The organism is Nocardia violaceofusca NBRC 14427 (assembly GCF_963869435.1).
Classification (GTDB): Bacteria; Actinomycetota; Actinomycetes; order Mycobacteriales; family Mycobacteriaceae; genus Nocardia; species Nocardia aobensis.
The window spans coordinates 145282-163242 of sequence record NZ_CAWMPM010000001.1 but is presented as its reverse complement, the minus strand read 5'-3'; the positions used below and the strand labels follow the sequence as shown (position 1 = coordinate 163242).

General features: G+C 67.1%; 25 protein-coding genes. 10 read left to right on the top strand and 15 right to left on the bottom strand.

Going from position 1 to position 17961, the window contains the following annotated elements; all coding sequences use genetic code 11:
• Positions 1 to 339: 339 nt before the first annotated feature.
• On the top strand, positions 340 to 771 hold the full coding sequence (locus AC5592_RS00845; protein WP_232329137.1) for a hypothetical protein: 432 nt from the start codon (positions 340 to 342) through the stop codon (positions 769 to 771).
• Between the two features lie 37 nt (positions 772 to 808).
• Here AC5592_RS00845 and AC5592_RS00840 read toward each other — a convergent pair whose 3' ends face one another.
• Entirely contained in the window at positions 809 to 946 is a 138-nt protein-coding gene (locus AC5592_RS00840) for an Rv1535 domain-containing protein (protein WP_157104230.1), read from the bottom strand.
• A gap of 63 nt (positions 947 to 1009) precedes the next feature.
• Here AC5592_RS00840 and AC5592_RS00835 point away from each other — a divergent pair, with 63 nt between their 5' ends.
• Entirely contained in the window at positions 1010 to 1276 is a 267-nt protein-coding gene (locus AC5592_RS00835) for a hypothetical protein (RefSeq protein WP_036510052.1), read from the top strand.
• 39 nt (positions 1277 to 1315) lie between these two features.
• On the opposite strand, the gene AC5592_RS00830 is transcribed toward AC5592_RS00835, so the two are convergent.
• The 7 genes from AC5592_RS00830 to AC5592_RS00800 form a co-directional block, all read right to left on the bottom strand.
• Complete coding sequence (locus tag AC5592_RS00830; protein WP_063063056.1) at positions 1316 to 2065, bottom strand: polysaccharide deacetylase family protein; 750 nt, start codon at positions 2063 to 2065, stop codon at positions 1316 to 1318.
• Positions 2062 to 3048 carry a UDP-glucose 4-epimerase GalE gene (gene galE, locus AC5592_RS00825; RefSeq protein WP_063063055.1) on the bottom strand — a complete coding sequence of 329 codons (987 nt, stop codon included), beginning with the start codon at positions 3046 to 3048 and terminating at the stop codon, positions 2062 to 2064. The genes AC5592_RS00830 and galE overlap by 4 nt, the downstream gene beginning before the upstream one ends.
• On the bottom strand, positions 3045 to 3962 hold the full coding sequence (locus tag AC5592_RS00820) for a DMT family transporter (RefSeq protein WP_063063054.1): 918 nt from the start codon (positions 3960 to 3962) through the stop codon (positions 3045 to 3047). Before AC5592_RS00820 ends, galE begins: the two co-directional genes overlap by 4 nt.
• The gene (locus AC5592_RS00815) at positions 3959 to 5074 is read right to left on the bottom strand and encodes a glycosyltransferase family protein (protein WP_063063053.1); all 1116 of its coding nucleotides are present in this window, start codon (positions 5072 to 5074) and stop codon (positions 3959 to 3961) included. Before AC5592_RS00815 ends, AC5592_RS00820 begins: the two co-directional genes overlap by 4 nt.
• Before the next feature lie 2 nt (positions 5075 to 5076).
• A complete protein-coding gene (locus tag AC5592_RS00810; RefSeq protein WP_198163724.1) occupies positions 5077 to 6015 on the bottom strand; it encodes an NAD-dependent epimerase/dehydratase family protein in 939 nt (312 codons plus the stop codon).
• An 18-nt stretch (positions 6016 to 6033) separates the two neighbouring features.
• Complete coding sequence (locus AC5592_RS00805; RefSeq protein ID WP_036510042.1) at positions 6034 to 7161, bottom strand: DegT/DnrJ/EryC1/StrS family aminotransferase; 1128 nt, start codon at positions 7159 to 7161, stop codon at positions 6034 to 6036.
• Between the two features lie 192 nt (positions 7162 to 7353).
• A complete protein-coding gene (locus tag AC5592_RS00800) occupies positions 7354 to 8010 on the bottom strand; it encodes a TetR/AcrR family transcriptional regulator (protein WP_084506248.1) in 657 nt (218 codons plus the stop codon).
• Between the two features lie 95 nt (positions 8011 to 8105).
• Between AC5592_RS00800 and AC5592_RS00795 the strand changes: the two genes are divergently transcribed.
• Entirely contained in the window at positions 8106 to 8618 is a 513-nt protein-coding gene (locus tag AC5592_RS00795) for an SRPBCC family protein (RefSeq protein ID WP_063063051.1), read from the top strand.
• Here AC5592_RS00795 and AC5592_RS00790 read toward each other — a convergent pair.
• From AC5592_RS00790 to AC5592_RS00780, 3 genes are read right to left on the bottom strand one after another with little or no spacing between them, the layout of a single operon-like run.
• Positions 8609 to 9379, bottom strand: coding sequence for a GNAT family N-acetyltransferase (locus AC5592_RS00790; RefSeq protein ID WP_157163566.1), 771 nt, complete (start codon positions 9377 to 9379; stop codon positions 8609 to 8611). The genes AC5592_RS00795 and AC5592_RS00790 overlap by 10 nt on opposite strands.
• Positions 9372 to 9908: an SRPBCC family protein gene (locus AC5592_RS00785; RefSeq protein WP_036510039.1), complete on the bottom strand. Its 537-nt coding sequence runs from the start codon at positions 9906 to 9908 to the stop codon at positions 9372 to 9374. The genes AC5592_RS00790 and AC5592_RS00785 overlap by 8 nt, the downstream gene beginning before the upstream one ends.
• Complete coding sequence (locus tag AC5592_RS00780) at positions 9901 to 10242, bottom strand: ArsR/SmtB family transcription factor (protein WP_198163723.1); 342 nt, start codon at positions 10240 to 10242, stop codon at positions 9901 to 9903. Before AC5592_RS00780 ends, AC5592_RS00785 begins: the two co-directional genes overlap by 8 nt.
• An 88-nt stretch (positions 10243 to 10330) precedes the next feature.
• Here AC5592_RS00780 and AC5592_RS00775 point away from each other — a divergent pair, with 88 nt between their 5' ends.
• The gene (locus tag AC5592_RS00775) at positions 10331 to 10825 is read left to right on the top strand and encodes an SRPBCC family protein (RefSeq protein ID WP_036510032.1); all 495 of its coding nucleotides are present in this window, start codon (positions 10331 to 10333) and stop codon (positions 10823 to 10825) included.
• A gap of 281 nt (positions 10826 to 11106) precedes the next feature.
• Here AC5592_RS00775 and AC5592_RS00770 read toward each other — a convergent pair whose 3' ends face one another.
• Both AC5592_RS00770 and AC5592_RS00765 read right to left on the bottom strand, forming a co-directional pair.
• Positions 11107 to 11373 (bottom strand): hypothetical protein, encoded by a 267-nt coding sequence (locus AC5592_RS00770; protein WP_157121500.1) that lies wholly within the window; start codon positions 11371 to 11373, stop codon positions 11107 to 11109.
• Between the two features lie 361 nt (positions 11374 to 11734).
• A complete protein-coding gene (locus AC5592_RS00765; RefSeq protein ID WP_036510026.1) occupies positions 11735 to 12118 on the bottom strand; it encodes an Rv0313 family protein in 384 nt (127 codons plus the stop codon).
• A gap of 227 nt (positions 12119 to 12345) precedes the next feature.
• Between AC5592_RS00765 and AC5592_RS00760 the strand changes: the two genes are divergently transcribed.
• From AC5592_RS00760 to AC5592_RS00745, 4 genes are all read left to right on the top strand, one after another.
• Positions 12346 to 13668, top strand: a complete 1323-nt coding sequence (locus AC5592_RS00760) for an ABC transporter substrate-binding protein (RefSeq protein ID WP_036510022.1) — start codon at positions 12346 to 12348, stop codon at positions 13666 to 13668.
• 125 nt (positions 13669 to 13793) lie between these two features.
• Positions 13794 to 14648, top strand: a complete 855-nt coding sequence (locus tag AC5592_RS00755) for a carbohydrate ABC transporter permease (RefSeq protein WP_051025559.1) — start codon at positions 13794 to 13796, stop codon at positions 14646 to 14648.
• A gap of 51 nt (positions 14649 to 14699) precedes the next feature.
• Positions 14700 to 15500: a carbohydrate ABC transporter permease gene (locus AC5592_RS00750; RefSeq protein WP_051025558.1), complete on the top strand. Its 801-nt coding sequence runs from the start codon at positions 14700 to 14702 to the stop codon at positions 15498 to 15500.
• A gap of 183 nt (positions 15501 to 15683) precedes the next feature.
• Entirely contained in the window at positions 15684 to 16292 is a 609-nt protein-coding gene (locus tag AC5592_RS00745; RefSeq protein ID WP_198163733.1) for a maleylpyruvate isomerase family mycothiol-dependent enzyme, read from the top strand.
• A 25-nt stretch (positions 16293 to 16317) separates the two neighbouring features.
• Here the strand turns inward: AC5592_RS00745 and AC5592_RS00740 are convergent, their stop codons facing one another.
• Entirely contained in the window at positions 16318 to 16851 is a 534-nt protein-coding gene (locus AC5592_RS00740; protein ID WP_036510006.1) for a hypothetical protein, read from the bottom strand.
• A 4-nt stretch (positions 16852 to 16855) separates the two neighbouring features.
• On the bottom strand, positions 16856 to 17029 hold the full coding sequence (locus AC5592_RS00735) for a hypothetical protein (protein WP_157121498.1): 174 nt from the start codon (positions 17027 to 17029) through the stop codon (positions 16856 to 16858).
• A gap of 231 nt (positions 17030 to 17260) precedes the next feature.
• On the opposite strand from AC5592_RS00735, the gene AC5592_RS00730 reads away from it, so the two are divergent.
• Both AC5592_RS00730 and AC5592_RS00725 read left to right on the top strand, forming a co-directional pair.
• Positions 17261 to 17440 carry a hypothetical protein gene (locus AC5592_RS00730; protein ID WP_036510003.1) on the top strand — a complete coding sequence of 60 codons (180 nt, stop codon included), beginning with the start codon at positions 17261 to 17263 and terminating at the stop codon, positions 17438 to 17440.
• Between the two features lie 223 nt (positions 17441 to 17663).
• Positions 17664 to 17918, top strand: coding sequence for a type II toxin-antitoxin system Phd/YefM family antitoxin (locus AC5592_RS00725; protein ID WP_063063049.1), 255 nt, complete (start codon positions 17664 to 17666; stop codon positions 17916 to 17918).
• Positions 17919 to 17961: the final 43 nt, after the last annotated feature.

The window sequence follows — 17961 nt, the reverse complement described above, 5'->3', positions numbered from 1 at the left end:
GTCACTGGTCGCCGGCCGGTCGGTCGCGGGCGCCGCGGCCGAGGCGATAGCGGGGGCGGCGGCTCCCAAGGTCAACGTGGTGACGGCCGCCGCGACGGCAAGACCAATCCTTCGAGACATCGCAATTCTTCCTCGAGAGTCCGGACTACACACGCCAATTCTCCGCCCGCCGCCGCATCGACGACAAGGGTCCGTCGGCACTCGACCGGACGAGGCACGCCGTCGCGGGGAGTGCCGGCGCATGTTTCATCTCGGTCGCCGCCCCCGGCGCGACCCCACGCCACGAGTAGACTGCAGCTTGCTCGCAGATGTCCACAAGGTGAACTCAAGGGAGTGACGATGGACCTTCTCGAGGGTGGGGTAAAAGCAATTTCGTGGACGGCCGATGCGACCACATCCGCGGCCGGGGCGGTGGGCGGCGCTGCGGTCAACGGTGTTCTCGGCGGCATGCAGGGCGTCGTGTCCGGCGTGCGCAGCGGACTGAGCAGCGGCAGTCATTCGACGCCGGCGGCCGCGCTCACGCTGGCCGCGATCGGAGCTACGGGAGTCGTGGACTGGCCTGTGCTGTTGGGCGTGGGTGGCACCGCACTCGTGATCCGGAAGCTCATTTCGCACCCGGACCAGCGACCGGCATCCGCGACCGATGCTCCTGCCGCGCGTGACGAGCAGCAGGCGCCCGGTGAGCGACCGGCCCTCCCCAGCGACGACGAGGGGAAGCCCCCCGCCGGGGAGACCGCGACCGGATCGCGGCACGTACCGAGCAAGGCTTAGCCCGCGGCGGTGTCGGCTCAGGCGTAGCGTGGGGCGATCAGCGTGATGATTCGCCGACGACGTCGATCACGCCCAGGCGCCACAACACCGCGTACAACTCGCGCAGCGGGACGGTCAGCACCTGCGTCAGTGCGCCCGTCAGCGGATCCCGGCCGCCTACATCAGAGGTCCTCACGATGGACACTGTGCCGAACCCAGGCGTCGAGACCCCGAATATCACATGACCGGGAGGCAACATATGGCCGACGAAACGCACACCAGCCACCGGAACGCGGTCGACAAGGTCATGGCCGCGCACAGTTTCGCGGTGGAACTTCCCCTGCTCGGCCGAGTACCGGTCCCCCGCCCCGAACAACTGGCCTACTACGGCGCACTCGGCGCCCTGGCCGCCGCGGAGATCATCGAATGGCCGGTCGCGCTGGTGCTGGCCGGCGGCCACTGGCTCGCGGAGAATCAACACAACCGCGTGGCCCACGAGATCGGCGAAGCCCTCGAAGACGCCTGACACCGGGCCGTGCCGGCGAGGTGAGTCCCAGCGATCGGGCTACCCGGTGCGGCTGCGCGGAGCATGCCGAGCGGTATGCGTCCGCTCCGCGAGAGAGCCGACGACCAGGCCACGCTCGGCGCATTCGTCCACGATCCGCGGGATCGCGCCGAGGGTCGCGCGCCACGCGCCGGATGCCGATGTGCAGTCGGAGTCGTGTAGCAGGACGGTGGCACCGGGCCGAAGTTCGCGGACCACCCGGTGTGCCACGGTGTCCGGCGTAGCGGTCCGCACCCAGTCCTTCCCGCACGCCGTCCACAGCACCGGCGTCAGTTCCAGCCGCCGGGCCGTGGCCAGCGCCGCGGCCGAGAGTATCCCGTACGGCGGTCGATAGTGCCGCGGCCTGCTCCCCGTCGCCTCCGTGATCAGGTCATACCCGCGGGCGATGTCGCGGTACGTCGATACGGGCCCGCGCGCCAGCAGGCAGCGGTGACTCCACCCGTGCACCGCCACCTGGTGCCCGGCGGCGACGATCTCCGCGCCGAGCGCAGGCGCCCGCTCGAGCATCGAGCCGAGCAGAAAGAACGTCGCGTGCACGCGCGCGGCGGCCAGTGCGTCGAGGATGGCCGGCGTCGATTCCGGATCCGGGCCGTCGTCGAAGGTCAGTGCGACTGTGCCGGTCTCCGAGTGTCCGGACAGGCCGGGGGTCAGGCGGGTGCGAACCGTCGCGATCGCCGTGACCGATGGGAGGGCATTCAGCAGGACCGCACCGGCACCGGCGGTCGCCACGTGCGCGACAGCGGATTTCATGCGCCCGTCAGCCCGCCTCGCACACCACACCGGGCTTCCCATTCGCTGCCCAGCATCTCCGCCAGTCCCAGCCGCGCCCGCCACCCCAGTTCGTCGCCGATCCTCGCGATGTCGGCGATCACCCGGGGCGGGTCCCCCGGCCGTCGGTCGCCGACGAGATGGCGGAATCGTTCGCCGGTCACCGCGCGGGCGGCATCGAGAATTTCGAATACCGAGTACCCGCGCCCGGTTCCGACGTTGTAGACCGAAGTACCCGGCTGTCCACACTCGAGCCGTTCGGCCGCACTGACGTGTGCGTTCGCGACGTCGAGCACGTGCACGAAGTCGCGGACACAGGATCCGTCCGGCGTCGGGTAGTCGGCACCGAAGACGACCGGGGGGCGACCGGACGAAATCGCTTGCAGGACATTGGGTACCAGCCCCGTCGCATTCCGGTCACCGAGCCCGGGGCCGCCCGCCCCGGCGACGTTGAAATAGCGCAGAACGGTCGAGTTCAGCCTGTCGAATTCCGCGGCGGCGTCGGCGACGATCCACTCGCAGGCGAGTTTGCTGCGCCCGTAGGGGTTGATCGGGCGCGGCGGTGCGTGTTCGCCGACCGATCCGTCACCGGTCTGCGAACCGTATACCGCTGCGCTGGAGGAGAATACGAGATGCTCGACGCCGGTGGCATGCATCGCGGCGAGCAGGGTGCGCGTGCCACCCGTGTTCTGCTCGTAGTACTCGAGCGGATGGGTCACCGAGTCCACCGCGGACTTCCGGCCGGCGAGGTGGGCGACACCGGTGATCTCGTAGTCGCGCAGGACGGCGGTCACGGCCGCGAAATCGGTGATCGACGCCGCGACCGTCGCGACGTCGTCGGGGATCACGGCACGGCGGCCGGTCGAGAAGTCGTCGAGGACGACCACGGGCCGTCCGGCCGCGAGCAGAGCGCGCACCACGTGCGATCCGATATAACCGCCGCCACCGGTCACGAGCCAGGTCACCCTGCACTCCTCGTGGTCAGGTCGGTGTCCGCCTCGATGCCGCGCGCGGCTGCCGCGCGGTCGCGACCGAGACATGTCACACCGACGGATATCGCCACCAACGCGACCGCGAAGGCGGCCTCCGCCCGGCCAGCGGGTACCTCGTCGCCGAGCACGGTGATCCCGAGCACGACGGGAACGAGCGAGGACACGACGCTGGTGACCGGGAAGGTGAGCACGGCCGCGCCCGCCTGCAGTCCGCGCTGGAGCAGGCTGATCGCGAGCAGCGAGCACACTGCCAGCACATACGGTGTCGGGGTGGCGAGCAGCCGCCAGGGGTCGTGGACATCGAAGGTCAATCCGAACTGCCGTGTCGCGACCGTCGCGATGCCGTAGGCGATTCCGGCCGCGGCGCCGAAACCGAGCGCGGCGACCCATGCCCGGCCGGTTCTCGACCCGAGATCCCCGGCGACCGCCCCGGCTCCCGCGGCCACCGCGCCCACGACGGCGAACAGCACCATCTGTCCGTCCGAAGCCGGGGAACCGAGGGATGATTCGCCGGCGAACGCATACGCCATCAGACCGGTGCCGAGCACCATCGCGACGATCCCGTACCGGCCCACGGCGGCCAGCCGCTCACCGAGCCCGCGCCGGGCCAGCACGACCAGGAACACCATATCCAGGGTCAGCAAGGGCGCGACCAGCGTCGCCGGCGCGATCGAGAACGCGTATGCCTCGGCCGCGAAACCGCCTATCTCACAAGCCAATCCGACCAGCCACAGGGGCCGCACGGCCAGCCGGGCCAACAGCGCGAGCCCCAGGCCGCCGCCCGGGGCGGTCTGCCGTGCCGCCGCGGCCTGCACCACCGGCGCGCAACCGTACAGTGCCGCGGCCACGACCACCGCGGGCAATCCGTGGGTCAGCGACTGATTCACGGCGCGGGCGCCGCCCAGCCGGCCGGCCCGACCCGTTCCAGCACGGCACCGAAGGCTTCCTCCCACGCCGTGGGCTCGACGGCGACCCGAGGCGACGACGGTTCCACCCGCTGCAGACACGCCGAAACGGAACGCCGGATCGCCTCCGGCTGCGCGGACGTGACCGCGGCGCCGCCGCGCACGAGCTCCTGGTGAAGGTTTTCCCGGCCGTGTCCGGGCACGACGTCGAGCAGTAACAGGTCCCGGCCGATGACTCTCGCCTCCGCGCAGGTGTCGCCCGACGAGGTGACGACGAGATCGGCAGCGGCCATCAGCGTGGGGATCTCGTCGGAGAAACCGAACGGGACGATCCGGTCCGTCGCCGCGGCCAGCGATCGCAACCGGGATTCCAGTCCGGCATTGCGGCCCGCCACCGCGAGCACATGGACGCCTGCGCGCGCGATCAGGTCGGCCGCCTCGACCAGCGGGCCGATACCCCAGGCCCCCGATATGAGCAACACGCACTCCGCATCCGGAGGCACGCCCAGCGCCTCCCGCGCCGCGGCCTGCGTCGGCGCCAGGTAGAACTGCGGGCGCACCGGCGCGGGCACCACCGCGATCTCCGCGTCCGGATCGAAGCGCCGGATGTAGCGGGCCGCCGGATCGGAGGTGACCAGGTATAGATCGGTGTTGTCGTGGACCCACAAGCGATGGGGACAGGTGTCGGTGCAGAACACCGCGTTCACGACATCGGGATGGCGCTCCTTGATGCGGCCGGCGGCGGCGGCGCCGGTCGCGAACACCGACACCAGCAACTCGACCGGCCGGTCACGCAGCCGTTCGTCGAGGGCGGGCACGAGGTAACGGCACGATGCCGCGTCGATGAACCGCGCCAGCCGGCCTCCGGAACGCAGTTGCCCGAAGTGGAAGGCGTCGTACAGGCCCGGCACGGCGAGCATGCCACGAAACACCCCTTCCCCGAGCCCACCTCGACGGTGCCCCATCATGCGCATGCTGTCGACGGTGTCGGTCGTCCAGCCACGCCGGCGCAGCGACACCGCGCACGCTTCGGCCATCACGTCGTGTCCCATGCCGAGCGAGCCGGACAGCAGCAGCGCGGAGGGCGTCGCCATGGCTACCCGTTTCCGTGTGCGGCTGCCGTGTCGGGATGCTCCGCCAGATACCACTCGACGTACCGGCGGACACCGTCCTGGAACGAGGTCGTGGGCCGCCATCCGACCAGTGTCCGCGCCAGTGCGTTCGACACGTCGATTCCCCGGAAGTCGCCGGGCCGCGCCGGAACGTGTTCGATCGTGGTGCCGGGGAAACGCGCTTGGACCGCCTCCGCCATGTCGAGGACACTCACGCGCTCGTTTCCTTCCAGCGCTATCACCTGGTTTTCGGCAGCGTCGTCGAGCACCAGCGCATGCGCGTCGGCGAGATCCTCGACGAATACGTAGTTGCGGAACTGTTTACCGTCCCCGGCGATGGTCAGGGGTTCCCCCGCGAGGGCTCTGCGGACGAATCGGGCCAGTACGAGTTCGTCTCGCATGCCGGGCCCGTACGGCACGCCGTAGCGCAGGATCGTGAACGGCACCTCGTAGGTCTCGGCGTAGCTGTGGATCAGGGTTTCCGCCGCGATCTTGGTCGAGGTGTAGATGTGGCCGGCCTTGGCCGGCGCCATCGGCGCCGCCTCCGTCAGCGGCTCGGTCCCGCCGGAGATGTCGTAGGCGGCGCCGTACACCCAGACCGTGCTCGCGAACACCATTCGGCGCAGGCCGTGGACCCGCACCGCTTCCAGAACATGGGCGGTGCCGTCCACGTTCAACCGGACCGTGCGCAGCGGATCATGTTGCGCGACATCGACATTCGACATCCCGGCCAAGTGGAAGATCACCTCGAGATCCGACGACGCGTCGAGGACGGCAGCCGAGTCGAGGACGTCCAGCCGGCGGAACTGCGCACGGGGGTCCGGTCTCGACGGGGCCACCGTATCCAGGGCGTACACGGTGTGCCCGGACTCGGCGAGCCGGCGAATCACATGGGCTCCGATGAAGCCGGAGCCGCCTGTCACTCCGATCCGCATAAGTGTTCAGCCTCCCGTCAGCGTGTCTCGGACCTCGCGCAGCGCCGCCAGCACGTGGTCGACCTCGGCATCGGTCATGTCCGAATGCAGCGGCAGGCAGAGGTGGCGGGCACAGATGTCGTCGGCGACCTCGAGCCGGCGGCGGGCGTAGCGCTCGAACACCGGTTGCCGGTGCAGCGGCGCCTCGTACACCTCACCGCTCAACGACACCTCGAAGCGCTCCTTGACCGCCTTCTTGAACTGCGCCCGGTCGATGTCGTCGGTGGGCAGCACGATGTATTTGTAATAGTTGCTGCGCCCTTCGGGGCCGACGACGAGCCGCTCGAATCCGTCCATGGCGTCGATTGCCGCGTCGTAGCGTCGCGCCGCGGCGTGGCGTACCCGGAGAAAGTCGGGGAGGTGACGCAGGTGGACCAGACCGACCGCGGCGTGGAGCTCGCTCATCCGCCAGGCATAGCCCTCGCGGATGTGGACGTTGCCGAGAAAGCCGGCCTTCCCCTGATCGCGGTGGATCACCGCTTCGTCGCGGATTCGCTCGTCCCCGGTCACGATCATGCCGCCCTCACCGCTGGTGAGCACCTTGGTCGGATAGAACGAGAACGCGCCCGCCACTCCGAACGAACCGGCGAACCGGCCGCCATAGCCGCAGCCGTGCGCATGCGCCGCATCCTCGACCAGGGCGATCCCGCGTTCGTCACACAGCGCCCGCAGTGCCGCCGCATCGGGCGAGACCAGTCCACCGATATGGACGAGCACGACGGCCGCGGTGTCGGGGCTCAGGGCGGCCGCCACGGTCTCGGGCGACAGTGCGAACGTATCGCGGTCGACATCGGCGAAGACCGGGTTGCCACCGGCGCGCAGCACCGAAAATCCCGTGGCCGCGAAAGTATTCGCCGGCACGACGACGTCGCGCCCGGCCACATCGATACTGCGCAGGATGATCTCCAGCGCGGCGGTTCCGCTGCTCACGGCCACGGCGTAGGGCGCACCGTGCGCAGCGGCGAAATCGGCTTCGAACTCTCTCGTATTGGGCCCGAGGGTCAGTGCGCCGGTGCTCAGCGCCGTGGAGACGCGGCGGGCGATTTCGTCTCGGTCATCGTCGGTGAACAGGATTCGCGCGGCCGGTATCTGCATGCGAGCCTTTCCTCGTCAGCGAAATATCCGTCGTCGGCACGGCCGGACTCCGGCCGCGGCACCACACATATCGACCAACCAGTACGCCATCCTACATGGACAGCGCCTCTACCAGCGATTATTCGAGTGTTTCGGCCGCGGCGGCGCCGGTCGCCGGAGCGACTTCGCGAGTCGGCCCACCTGTGCCACATGTCATCGACGGCGATCGTGTGCCCCATGTCCACCCGCGCGGCGGCAGATCAGGCCCTGTAGTTGGATGGCCAGCAATTCACGGATCGCACCGGTGGTCTCGACGGGGAACGCCGGCTGGTTCGACCATGCCGATACCGCGGTGACGACGGCGTGGAATCCCGCGACCAGGTACGCCTGGTCGGGGGCTCGCAGTTCGATGCCGAGGGCTGCGGTGAGGATGCGGGCCAGCTCGTTTCGGTTGTGACGTCCCTGCTCGCGGCACCGCTCGCGTGCCGCTTCCGGCATCGGATACTGCAGCAATTCCGCCGAGGCGGCGATGAGCCGTGCGAGGATCGGACGCTCGGCCAGATCACCGGCGACGATCGCCGCCACCTGATCGACGTCGAGCGGTCCGCGATGCTGCCGCACTGTCGTCTCCAGTTGCGGGGTCCATGCGCGGTACTCCACGTCCATGAGATCGAGCAGCAAGGCTTCGCGAGAGCCGAAGTAGCGCAATACGTTCGAGCTCGCCAAGTTCGCTTCGCGCGAGATCGCCCCCAACGACAGCGATGTCACGTCGACGGTTGCCAGCAACGCCCGGGTGGCCGCCAAGACGGCATGCATCCGCTCGGCACGCTGCGCAGCGGTACGCGCTCGCTGAAAACTCTCTCCTGTCATCGCACCTCTCCGACCCGGACCGAGCACCCGGAATGCACCAATAATAGAACATCCTTCTGTTATATTTCGGTCGGTTGACACGGAGAGGAGCCGCCATGTTCGGCCGAAAGTTCACCTACCAGCTGGATCGTCGCGGGCCCGCCGCCCCCGAGGCGATGTTCGACCTGATACGCGACGCCGAGGGCTGGCCCCGATGGGCCGGCCCGCTGATCACCTACGCGACCTGGCGCGACGGAGAAACCGGGGTCGGCGACGACATCGTCGGGCGGGTGCGGCTGATGGGCACACCGCGAGTCCAGACCCCCGAGCAGATCACCGTCGACGATCGCCCCCACGTCCACGCCTACCGAATACTGACCCGCTGGCCGGTCCGTGACTACCACGCCCGGGTCGAGTTCACTCCCCACGACGACGGCACCACGACCGTGCGATGGTCGGGCGAGTTCATCGAACGCATCCCGTGCACCGGATGGCTGTGGAAGCGATTCCTGCTCCGGTTCCTCGGAGATCTGGCCGACAACCTGCTCCTCGCGGCAGCCGAATCCTCCCCCGAGGATGAACAGCGCGACGCAGGCCCAGGTCCCGGCCGGACCGCCGATCACGCATAGCGCTCGACATATCCGACGGTGACGAAGCCGAGGCGGCGGTAGATCCCTTCACCGTCCGGCGAGGCGGTGAGTACGACCCGGCGAGCACCCGCTTCGAGCGCGAGGATCAGAGCGTGCCGCGTGAGCGCGCTGCCGATGCCCTGTCCACGACGATCGGCTCGGGTCACGATATGTTCGAGCGATGCGCCTGCGGCGCAGCTCACGACTGCGGCACAGCCGAGCACCTCGCCGCCTTCACGCCAGAGCACGTAGCGGGTGGAGCCTCGCTCCACACCTTGGCGCAGGCCGGCCACGAGGGCAGCGGTGTCGGTCGCACCCGACCAGAGCCCCGCCCACTCGGCGAGGCCGCCATCATCGGTCACGGCCTCGATTCGCTCCGGCTCTTCGCGTTCCCCGTGCGTGATTCGGTCCGGATCGGCGAGCATCATCAGCGGTTCGGTTTCGAACAGCGCCAACCCCTTCCGGCGCAGAAGGTGCGGAATCTCCGGCGAATCGACGTCTCGCCAGAAATGCCAGCTCGCGGGCACGCCGTCGACCAGCGTTCGCAACCGCTCGATCTCGTGCGGACTCGCATCGCCCACCCGGAGGACGCCGTTGAGCTCCTCGCTGGGCGCGCCGGTACGAAACCAGCTCGACAGTGTGCCACCGCTCGACCGGTTCGCTCGCACCACATGTGTTGCGACAAAGGTGGTTACGGCCTCGTGGCACAACCGCGGGTGGGTCGTTCGTCGGGTCACGGCCTGGCCGCCGAGATCAGCCACGATCCGACGATTCCGGCGGGAGCAGCGATTCGTATTCCGCGCGAAGGGAATGGAACTTCGGCCAGAAGGCATCGGGTGGAGATGTCGCGAGCCTGGCTTGCAGGATGTCCAGGTGGGTGTGCCAGCCTGCGGCGATATCGAGCATTTCGCCGCGAGCCGGGATCCGGCGGTGGGTGACGGTCAGCCGGACCTTGTCGGCGACCTGCTCGAGCGCGAAGGTCACGTCCGAGTCGGCGAGGCCGCCGCCGGTGCTCCAGGTGTGGCGCAGCCGATGCGGGGGCTGCCATTCGAGCACCTCGCCGTGCCTGCGGTCGGCCACCTCGGCGGGATCACCCTCGCCGGTGAGTTGAACTATCCGGAAGATATGTTCGACCCGGCCGCCGGTGGCCTGTTCGAGCAGGCCGCCGGCCAGCCAGGTCGCGCGCTTGTCGACGTCGGTCAGGTAGGCCCACACCCGTTCGATCGGTCCGGGCAGTAATCGTTCGATGCGAACCGTGCCCGGCTCGACGACCTCGCCGTAGTCACTCATCTCGCGAATCCTCCTGTAGCAGCGCGGCTTCCAGAGCGTCGAGACTCTCACTCCAGAAGCGCTCGTAGAAGTTCACCCAGTCGGCACACTCTCGCAGCGGGCGCGGATCGAGCCGGCACAGATGTGTGCGCCCGCGCACGCTGCGTCGCACCAGCCCGGCCCGCTCGAGCACCTTGATGTGCTTGGACGCGGCCGCGAGTGAGATGTCGAACGGGGCCGCGAGCTCACCCACACTGCACTGACGCCGCGCCAGAGTGCGCAGCATCGAGCGGCGCGTGGAGTCCGACAGCGCATGGAACACCACGTCGAGCTGTTCCGACGAATTCTCAACCACATGGTTGACTATTCCGCCTGCGCACGCCTACTGTCAACCCATCGGTTGAATATCACGACCGATTCATCCACCCTTCAGGGAGAAACCCATGACCGAGCAGAATTTCTCGACGACCTTCGCCGTGGACCGAACCCCCGAAACGTTCTTCGACGCCGTGCTCGACGTGCGCGGCTGGTGGTCGAAAACTCTCACCGGACGCAGCGAAAGGCCCGGAGACATCTTCACGTACGAGGTCCCGGGCGTACATCGCGCCACCATCGAGGTCACCGAGGTCGTTGCTCACGAACGCGTGGTCTGGCGCGTCCTCGATGCCCGGCTCACCCTCGTCGACGACCGAACCGAATGGAACGGCACCACGATTCGTTTCGAGATCAGCCGCCGCACCGACACCACCGAACTCCGCTTCACCCACGTCGGTCTCACCCCGGCCTTCGAATGCTTCGACGCCTGCCGCAAGGGCTGGTCGTTCTACATCGACACGAGCCTGCACGACCTGATCGCCACCGGCACCGGCCAACCCGATGAGGACCCCCAAGCCCTCGCCCTGGCGAACGCGGCGCTGCCACACAAAACCCGAGCGTGACAGTGCGACGTGGACCGCCGAGCACCCGAATTCCGACTACCCGTACTGCCGAAGTGGTTGCGGGTCCAGAAACAATCGTTCATTCGGCAAGCGCGTTTCGGGTAGTGATTCCTCGATCCTGTGCAGAAATACTTCGATCGCACACCACCGCTTTCGACGGCAGTCGTGAACCAGGTTGACCGCCGCCGCGACCGTCGCCCGATAGTCGAAGGCCGTTCGGCCCAACCAGATTCGCACATGCACATCGTCGTGGGACAGCAGCCGAGTGCGCTCGGCGAGGGTCAGCACTGCCGGGCTCCGGTCGAGGCGCCGCCGTCGACGGACCACGCCGCCGCCAACGCGTCTGCCAGCCTCCGCTCGAGCCATTGCTCCTCGGAGTCGTCGGATCGCCGCGCCCGCAGCCCTTCGGCGAGCAATTCGAGGAACCGCCGGCGTTCGACTCCGAAGGTCACGAGGAGATCCCCGGAACTCGCACCGCCGAACGGCGCCCACCGGATGGCGAATTCGACCATCGACTTCGTTTCCGCGCCGATCGACCTGCCGGACACCAGAAACTCCAGCTGACTCAGCGCCGAGCGGACCCAGAACGAATCGTAATCGGCCCTCTGCCGTGATTTCGTCTCGTCCAGCGTCCGCGGTCGTGGCGAGTGCGCCCCTCGTGCACTGCGGATCGCGCCGGAACGACTTCTCTGCCGCTGCTGTGCATTCATGGTGACCCCGAGCGATAGTGTGCGATCTGTTCCCCACAGCCTGCTTCGCCGACACACGATCAGCGACGGGAGATCTACCTATGCCCGTACCTATTTTTCGGCATCCAGGTACCCGGGGAGCTCTCCGGTTGATCGCACAAGTAAGCATTCATCGCGTCCGCACAGTGCGCGAACCGCGACATCTCTCGGGTCAGCGCACTCAGGTCTGGTCGAGCACGCTGGTGGGGACGCCGTAGGGCAGGAAACGCACCTTACGGCGTTCGTCGGTGTTGTCGCGGTGCGCGCGCAACGCCTCGAGCTCGGTCGGGAATACCTGCTCGACCCGGGCCTCGCCGGCGTCGTCGACGCTGTAGACGGCCCAGACGCCGCTGCCGGTCTCCCCGGTCGTCGTATCGTCCGGTTCCGGCGATCGCGTCCGCTCCGGCTGTACGAACTGACCGAACAGTGACGTCAGCGAGTTCACGGTGGTGCGGTCGAGGTATCCGGCGGCCTTTCCGAGCAGGTCGCGCAGCTCGACTTCGGCCTCGCGCAGAGCGCGCTCGAACTCTTCCGGATCGATCCCGAACGGCCCGTTGGTTGCCATCTCGATACTCCCGAAGTCGGCGCTGTGTCTCCAGTATGCCGCGCGCGGACGTCGAGGGGGTGGACCAGTTTTTGTCCAGCAGGTCCCTTATTGCGGCTGGTCCGACTCGGTCAGGAGACAGAGGTGCGTTCGACGGTCTCTCGTGTGTTTTCCGGACGGATAGGCCCCTGCGGTATTACGTTCGTCTGCAAAGAAATTCGCTTGCTGTAACCGAACGGGGGGCGTGGGTGGCATCGTCTCGGAGGTTCGACCGGCGCACACTTCTGCGCGGCGCGGCGGCGGCCGGGGCGGTAGCGGCCGCATCCTCGATGACCGGCTGCGGTAACCACGACGACGATGCGCTCACCTTCTTCTTCCAGGCCAAACCCGATGAGGCGAAGGTCCGGCTGACGATCATCGACGAGTTCCGCAAGCTGCATCCGGACATCAATATCCGGACTCAGATGTCCGGCCCCGATCCGCAGACCCAGATCCTCACCTACTGCGCGGGCGGCAAGTGTCCGGACGTACTGATGTCGTGGGACCTGTCCTATTCCTTCCTCGCCGAACGCGGCATCTTCGAAAACCTCGACACGATCCTCGACAAGGACCCGGCGTATGCGGCCGAGCTGAAGAAGGACAGCTCGACGGCGCTGTACAACACCTTCCGCTACAAGAACGCGCAGCACGCGCTACCGGAGCAGTGGGCCGGAATCTTCCTGTACTACAACAAGAAACTCTTCGCCGACGCCAAGCTCCCACCGCCGCCCGCACGCTGGGAGGACGCCTGGAGTTTCGACGAATTCCTCGACGCGGCACAGGCGCTGACCAAACGCGACAGCTCCGGCGACGTCACCCAGTGGGGATTCGTGGATCCCTGGACCGTCTACTACTCCGCCAGTTGTTTCGGCATGAACAACGGCGTGGAATGGTTCACCCCGTCCATCGACCCGACCCACACCAATATCGACAACGACGCCTTCATCGAGGGCGTCCAGTTCTACACCGACCTGTCCACCCGGCACCGGGTGATGCCGAAAATCGAATTCCAGCAATCGCTTTCGTCATCGGATATGTTCGCCCAGGGCAAGGCTGCGATGGCGTTGTCCGGGCATTGGATGTACAGCGCCTACACCGCTCAGCCAGACCTCGACTTCGACGTCACGGTGTTGCCGGTCGGACCGCGCGGTACCGCCGCTCGCTCCGATATCGGCACCACCGGCCTGTCCATCGCGGCCGACAGCCCGCGCAAGGAACAGGCCTGGGAATTCGTCAAATTCGCCACCGGGCCCGTCGGTCAGGCGGTCATCGCGAAGTCGGGACTGTTCGTCCCCGCATTGAAGTCGGCCCTCGCCTCCGATGGGTTCGCGCAGGCGCACGAGAGAGTGCACAACCTCGAGGTGTTCCACGGCGGCGATCACGCCAACAACCTGCCGGTCACGCCCGCGTGGCCCCGCGTCGACGCGGTCATCGAACAGGGATACGACCACGTGTTCCGCGGCGCCGCCTCCGCGGAGTGGTTCAAGGCGGGCCTCGCCGGACAGATCAACGATCTCTTGGAGGCACAGTGAGCGACAATCGCGCAGCGGCTCGCTGGGCCGACCGAGCGTGGGTGTCCCCCACATCACCGGGCACAGCGAGCGTCGGCACACCACGACGTTCCGCGCTGCGCCGGCGCAAGGCTGCCGCGGGCCGAATGTTCATCGCGCCCAACCTGATCGCGGTGGCGGTGTTCATGGCGTTCCCCCTGGTGTTCACGCTGTACCTGAGTCTGCACCGATGGGATCTGTTCAGTTCGCCGACGTTCATCGGCTTCGACAATTTTCGCCGGCTCTTCGCGCACGACCCGCTGTTCTGGGTGGCCCTGCGCAATACGGTGATCTTCACCGCCGGCACGCTGATCCCGACCATCGTCATCGGTCTCGTCGTCGCGGCGGCCTTGAACCGGAAACTCAGGGGTATCGGGATCTTTCGCAGCATCATGTTCATGCCGCTGGTCGCTTCGACGGTCGCGATGGCGGTGGTGTGGCGGCTCACCTTCAGCACCGATTACGGCGTGCTCAACACCACGCTCGGGTGGATCGGCATCGGACCGGTCCCGTGGCTCACCGACCCCGCGTGGTCGATGTTCTCATTGTGCCTGGTCAGTGTATGGAAGAGCGTCCCCTTCGCCACCATCGTTCTGCTCGCCGCGATGCAGGGCATCCCGACCGATGTCTACGAGGCCGCCCGGATCGACGGCGCCGGAGCGGTGCGCCGGTTCCGCTCGATCACCGTGCCGCTGATCCGTCCCGCGCTGGTGTTCTCCTTCGTCATCACGTTCATCAACTCGTTCCAGGTGTTCGATCAGGCCTACGTCCTCACCGGCGGCAAGGGCGGTCCCGAAACCGGCACCTATGTGCTCGGAATCATGCTGTACCAGAACGCTTTCTCCTTCGACGACATCGGCTACGCCTGCGCCCTCGCCTGGGTGATCTTCGCGATCCTGCTGGTGCTGACGCTGCTGCAACTGCGACTCACCCGCGGCGACGCCTACGAAAGCGAGGCCTAGGTGGCGACAGCGACCGCGAATCGTGCCGTTCTCCGCCGTACCGGGCGCGGCATGCTGCTGTACCTGGCGCTCGTCGTGATGGCGTGGTGCGCGCTGTTCCCGCTGCTGTGGGCACTGTCGAGTTCGCTGAAGAAGCAGGGCAACATCTCCGACACCAGCATCGTCCCGGCCCACCTGGCATGGTCGAACTACCGCGACATCTTCGACCTGATGCCGTTCGGCCGGATCTTCTTCAACACCGTCCTCTACGCCGGCTGCGTGACCGCGGGCCAGGTGTTCTTCTGTTCACTGGCCGGATATGCCTTCGCCCGCTTGCCGTTCAAGGGCCGCGACGTCTTGTTCGTCGCCTACCTCGCCACCCTGATGGTGCCGACGACCGTCACGGTCATCCCCCAGTTCATCCTCATGCGCACCTTCGGCTGGGTGGACAGTCCCCTGGCCATGATCGTGCCGGGCCTGTTCGGCAGCGCGTTCGGCACCTACCTGATGCGCCAGTTCTTCATCACCCTGCCGGTCGAATTGGAGGAGGCGGCCATCCTCGACGGCTGCTCGGTCTGGCAGACGTACTGGCGGGTGCTGCTGCCACACGCCCGGCCCGCGGTGATGGTACTCGCGGTACTCACCTGGGTGACGGTCTGGAACGATTTCCTGTGGCCCTTGGTCATGATCCAGCGCGACGAAATCTCCACGCTCACATTGGGATTGGTGCGCCTGCAGGGCCAATACGAAACCAACTGGCCGATCCTCATGGCGACGTCCATCCTGATGGTGACCCCGATGCTGGTGATCTACGCGTTCGCACAGAAGTCGTTCGTGCGTGGGATCGCGATGTCGGGGATGGGTGGTCGGTGACGCGGGCTCGGCTGCGTTCCAGGGCGACCGATGAGTTCGCGGGACCGACGTCGTCTGCACTGGGGATCCACGAATGTGGCGCGGCAGTGCCATGGCCCGTGCAGCTACTCATCGGTGTGCCCGGCCGGCTCGAATTGGAGGTTTCCGGTGTCGGATGTCATTTCTCGCGACGCTCTCTGGGCCATGGCCCACGCCGAACGGGCGGCTCTGGCGGACGATCTCGCCGAGCTGGACGACCACCAATGGGCCCGGCAATCGCTGTGCGGTCGCTGGACGGTCGAGGAGGTCGTCGCACACCTGACCGCGGCCGCGAGCACCGGGCGGTTGCGCTGGCTGGTCAGTGTCGTCGGCGCCCGCTTCGACTTCGACGAACACAACGCTCGGCGGCTGGCCGAGCATCGCGGCAGCACCCCAGCCGAGACTTTGGATCGGTTCCGCAGAATCGTCACCAGCACCACTGCCCCGTTCGGACACACCGCGGCATGGCTCGGAGAGGTGATCGTCCACGCTCAGGACATCCGACGACCGCTGGGAATGCTGCGCGAACCACCTGTCGAGGCCGCCACCGAAGTGGCGAAGTTCTACGCGAGCCGCGACTTCGCGGTGCCCAGCCGCAGCATGATCGACGGACTCCGTCTCGAAGCGACCGACGGCCCGTTCACTGCCGGAACCGGCCCTCTGGTCACCGGAACGACGATCGCGTTGACCATGGCCATGGCCGGCCGCACCGCCTATCTCGATGAGCTGGCCGGGCCAGGCGTGCTCGCGCTGCGCGGACGCGAGGTGCAGTGATCAGGGTGCGATAGGGAGCCCCACCTTATTCCGGTGTGGGAGACGGTTGGCTGCGGGCATAGTTGTGCCAGTAGGCGGCGATCTCTGCGGTCTGCCGCACCACTCGGTCCGGCTCGGGCGGCGCAGGCCAAAATTGCAGGAGGTAACGGTCCAGCAGTGGCTCGTCATCGAGTCTGGTGTCCTTCTGGTGCGCCTGGTCCATACCCTGCGCGCAGTACCGCACCCGGTAGTCGATCTCTTCCAGGTCCAGTTCCCAGCAAGCCTCACCGGCCCACTGCATCAGCCAACTGTGAGCCGACACCGGGCGGAAAGAGACCTCCACGACGTCCTCCCATGCGGGATCGAGCGGTGGAGCTTGGCCGCGCACTTCGGCGGTGAAGCCGACGTTGCCGGTGTGCAGCCCGGTCATCAGCCACAGGGCGCCGGGTATCGCAGCACCGCACAGTCCTGCGCTCTGCCCGGCGAACGCTTCCTGCATGTCCGGGCCGACGCTCTCGGGGTCGCTCTCGACGTAGATCTGGCTGTAGTGAACATGCACCTCGCCATCGAGCCTGCGCACTTGCTCACACGCTCCCCACCGACGAGGACCTGCCGTCGTGCAGCTGCGCTCCGAGCAGCGGGCCGCCGGACGACCGGCGACTGTTCACGCCACCGGGATCGGTGCCGGCCTGCTCGAGCGAGAGAAGACCGGCGGGTGCGCGGAGGCGTTCGCGCAGTCGCATCCAGGAACGAATCATGCACGCAGCGTAGGGAAAACCACTGACATATTCGCTCCCGAACGCTCCCAGGCCTGAGCACTCTCGACCGGCTCACGAAGCGGTCGCGCCGGCGAATGTCCACCGATATTGCTGTGTCGCGACACGGGCCCGCTGTGACGGACCGGCCGACGCCGATGAAGGACCTGGTCCCCCATTGACCACTGTGGCAGCCTTGAAAGTATCCATCCGTCCGGATGCGAAGGACACATCATGTTCACGAATATCATCCAGCCACTTCAGCAACTCGCCGAACAAAACCGCGATGTCATCGGATACGTGGTCATCAATACCGGCAATGCCATACTCGGCGTCGTGCGGTGGGGCTTCGACGCCGCCACGCCCTGGCTCCAACAGTTCTTCTCCGAATATCCGCCCGGCGGAAACTACTGACGAACACTCCGGCTCTTCATCTAAAAGAACGACCCGTTCACCGCCCGGACGACCTCCTGGGGCAGCCGCTGCCGGGCGGCGCTCGCCCGTTGTCGGCCATCGCTTCTCGTCCATGACCAAAAGCGGGGGAACTGCACCACACGGATCCGATCCACGACCTCGTCGTCGTAGGCTCCGAAAACGACGGATAGCATCGCATAGCACGTGTTGCTATAGTGAAGCGATGACCAGGACCATTACCCAAGCCGAACTGCGCAACGGTAGCGCCGGGATCATGGACGCGTTGGAGGCCGGGGACGATTTCGTCATCACCCGCAACGGCCGGCCCGTGGGCGAACTCCGGCCGGTCACCACGAAGCGGACCGTCACAGCGGCCGTGGCCAAACAACGATTCGCCCGATTCGCCGCGTACGCCGACAGCGCAGCGGAACGAGCACAAGTAGACGCCGAATTCGGCGAAGACCGGCTCGATGACTGAGCCGGACAACAGCTTTCGGCATCAAGCCGGACTGTTGGATACC

Bases quoted from the DNA above. Each gene is read 5' to 3' on its own strand.
- AC5592_RS00755 (WP_051025559.1), top strand. From the start codon at position 13,794: ATGTTCATCGCGCCCAACCTGATCGCGGTGGCGGTGTTCATGGCGTTC.
- AC5592_RS00725 (WP_063063049.1), top strand. From the start codon at position 17,664: ATGACCAGGACCATTACCCAAGCCGAACTGCGCAACGGTAGCGCCGGG.
- AC5592_RS00795 (WP_063063051.1), top strand. From the start codon at position 8,106: ATGTTCGGCCGAAAGTTCACCTACCAGCTGGATCGTCGCGGGCCCGCC.
- AC5592_RS00775 (WP_036510032.1), top strand. From the start codon at position 10,331: ATGACCGAGCAGAATTTCTCGACGACCTTCGCCGTGGACCGAACCCCC.
- AC5592_RS00835 (WP_036510052.1), top strand. From the start codon at position 1,010: ATGGCCGACGAAACGCACACCAGCCACCGGAACGCGGTCGACAAGGTC.
- AC5592_RS00750 (WP_051025558.1), top strand. From the start codon at position 14,700: ATGCTGCTGTACCTGGCGCTCGTCGTGATGGCGTGGTGCGCGCTGTTC.
- AC5592_RS00800 (WP_084506248.1), bottom strand. From the start codon at position 8,010: ATGACAGGAGAGAGTTTTCAGCGAGCGCGTACCGCTGCGCAGCGTGCC.
- AC5592_RS00815 (WP_063063053.1), bottom strand. From the start codon at position 5,074: ATGGCGACGCCCTCCGCGCTGCTGCTGTCCGGCTCGCTCGGCATGGGA.
- AC5592_RS00745 (WP_198163733.1), top strand. From the start codon at position 15,684: ATGGCCCACGCCGAACGGGCGGCTCTGGCGGACGATCTCGCCGAGCTG.
- AC5592_RS00830 (WP_063063056.1), bottom strand. From the start codon at position 2,065: ATGAAATCCGCTGTCGCGCACGTGGCGACCGCCGGTGCCGGTGCGGTC.
- AC5592_RS00845 (WP_232329137.1), top strand. From the start codon at position 340: ATGGACCTTCTCGAGGGTGGGGTAAAAGCAATTTCGTGGACGGCCGAT.
- AC5592_RS00785 (WP_036510039.1), bottom strand. From the start codon at position 9,908: ATGAGTGACTACGGCGAGGTCGTCGAGCCGGGCACGGTTCGCATCGAA.
- AC5592_RS00805 (WP_036510042.1), bottom strand. From the start codon at position 7,161: ATGCAGATACCGGCCGCGCGAATCCTGTTCACCGACGATGACCGAGAC.
- AC5592_RS00735 (WP_157121498.1), bottom strand. From the start codon at position 17,029: ATGATTCGTTCCTGGATGCGACTGCGCGAACGCCTCCGCGCACCCGCC.
- AC5592_RS00730 (WP_036510003.1), top strand. From the start codon at position 17,261: ATGTTCACGAATATCATCCAGCCACTTCAGCAACTCGCCGAACAAAAC.
- AC5592_RS00765 (WP_036510026.1), bottom strand. From the start codon at position 12,118: ATGGCAACCAACGGGCCGTTCGGGATCGATCCGGAAGAGTTCGAGCGC.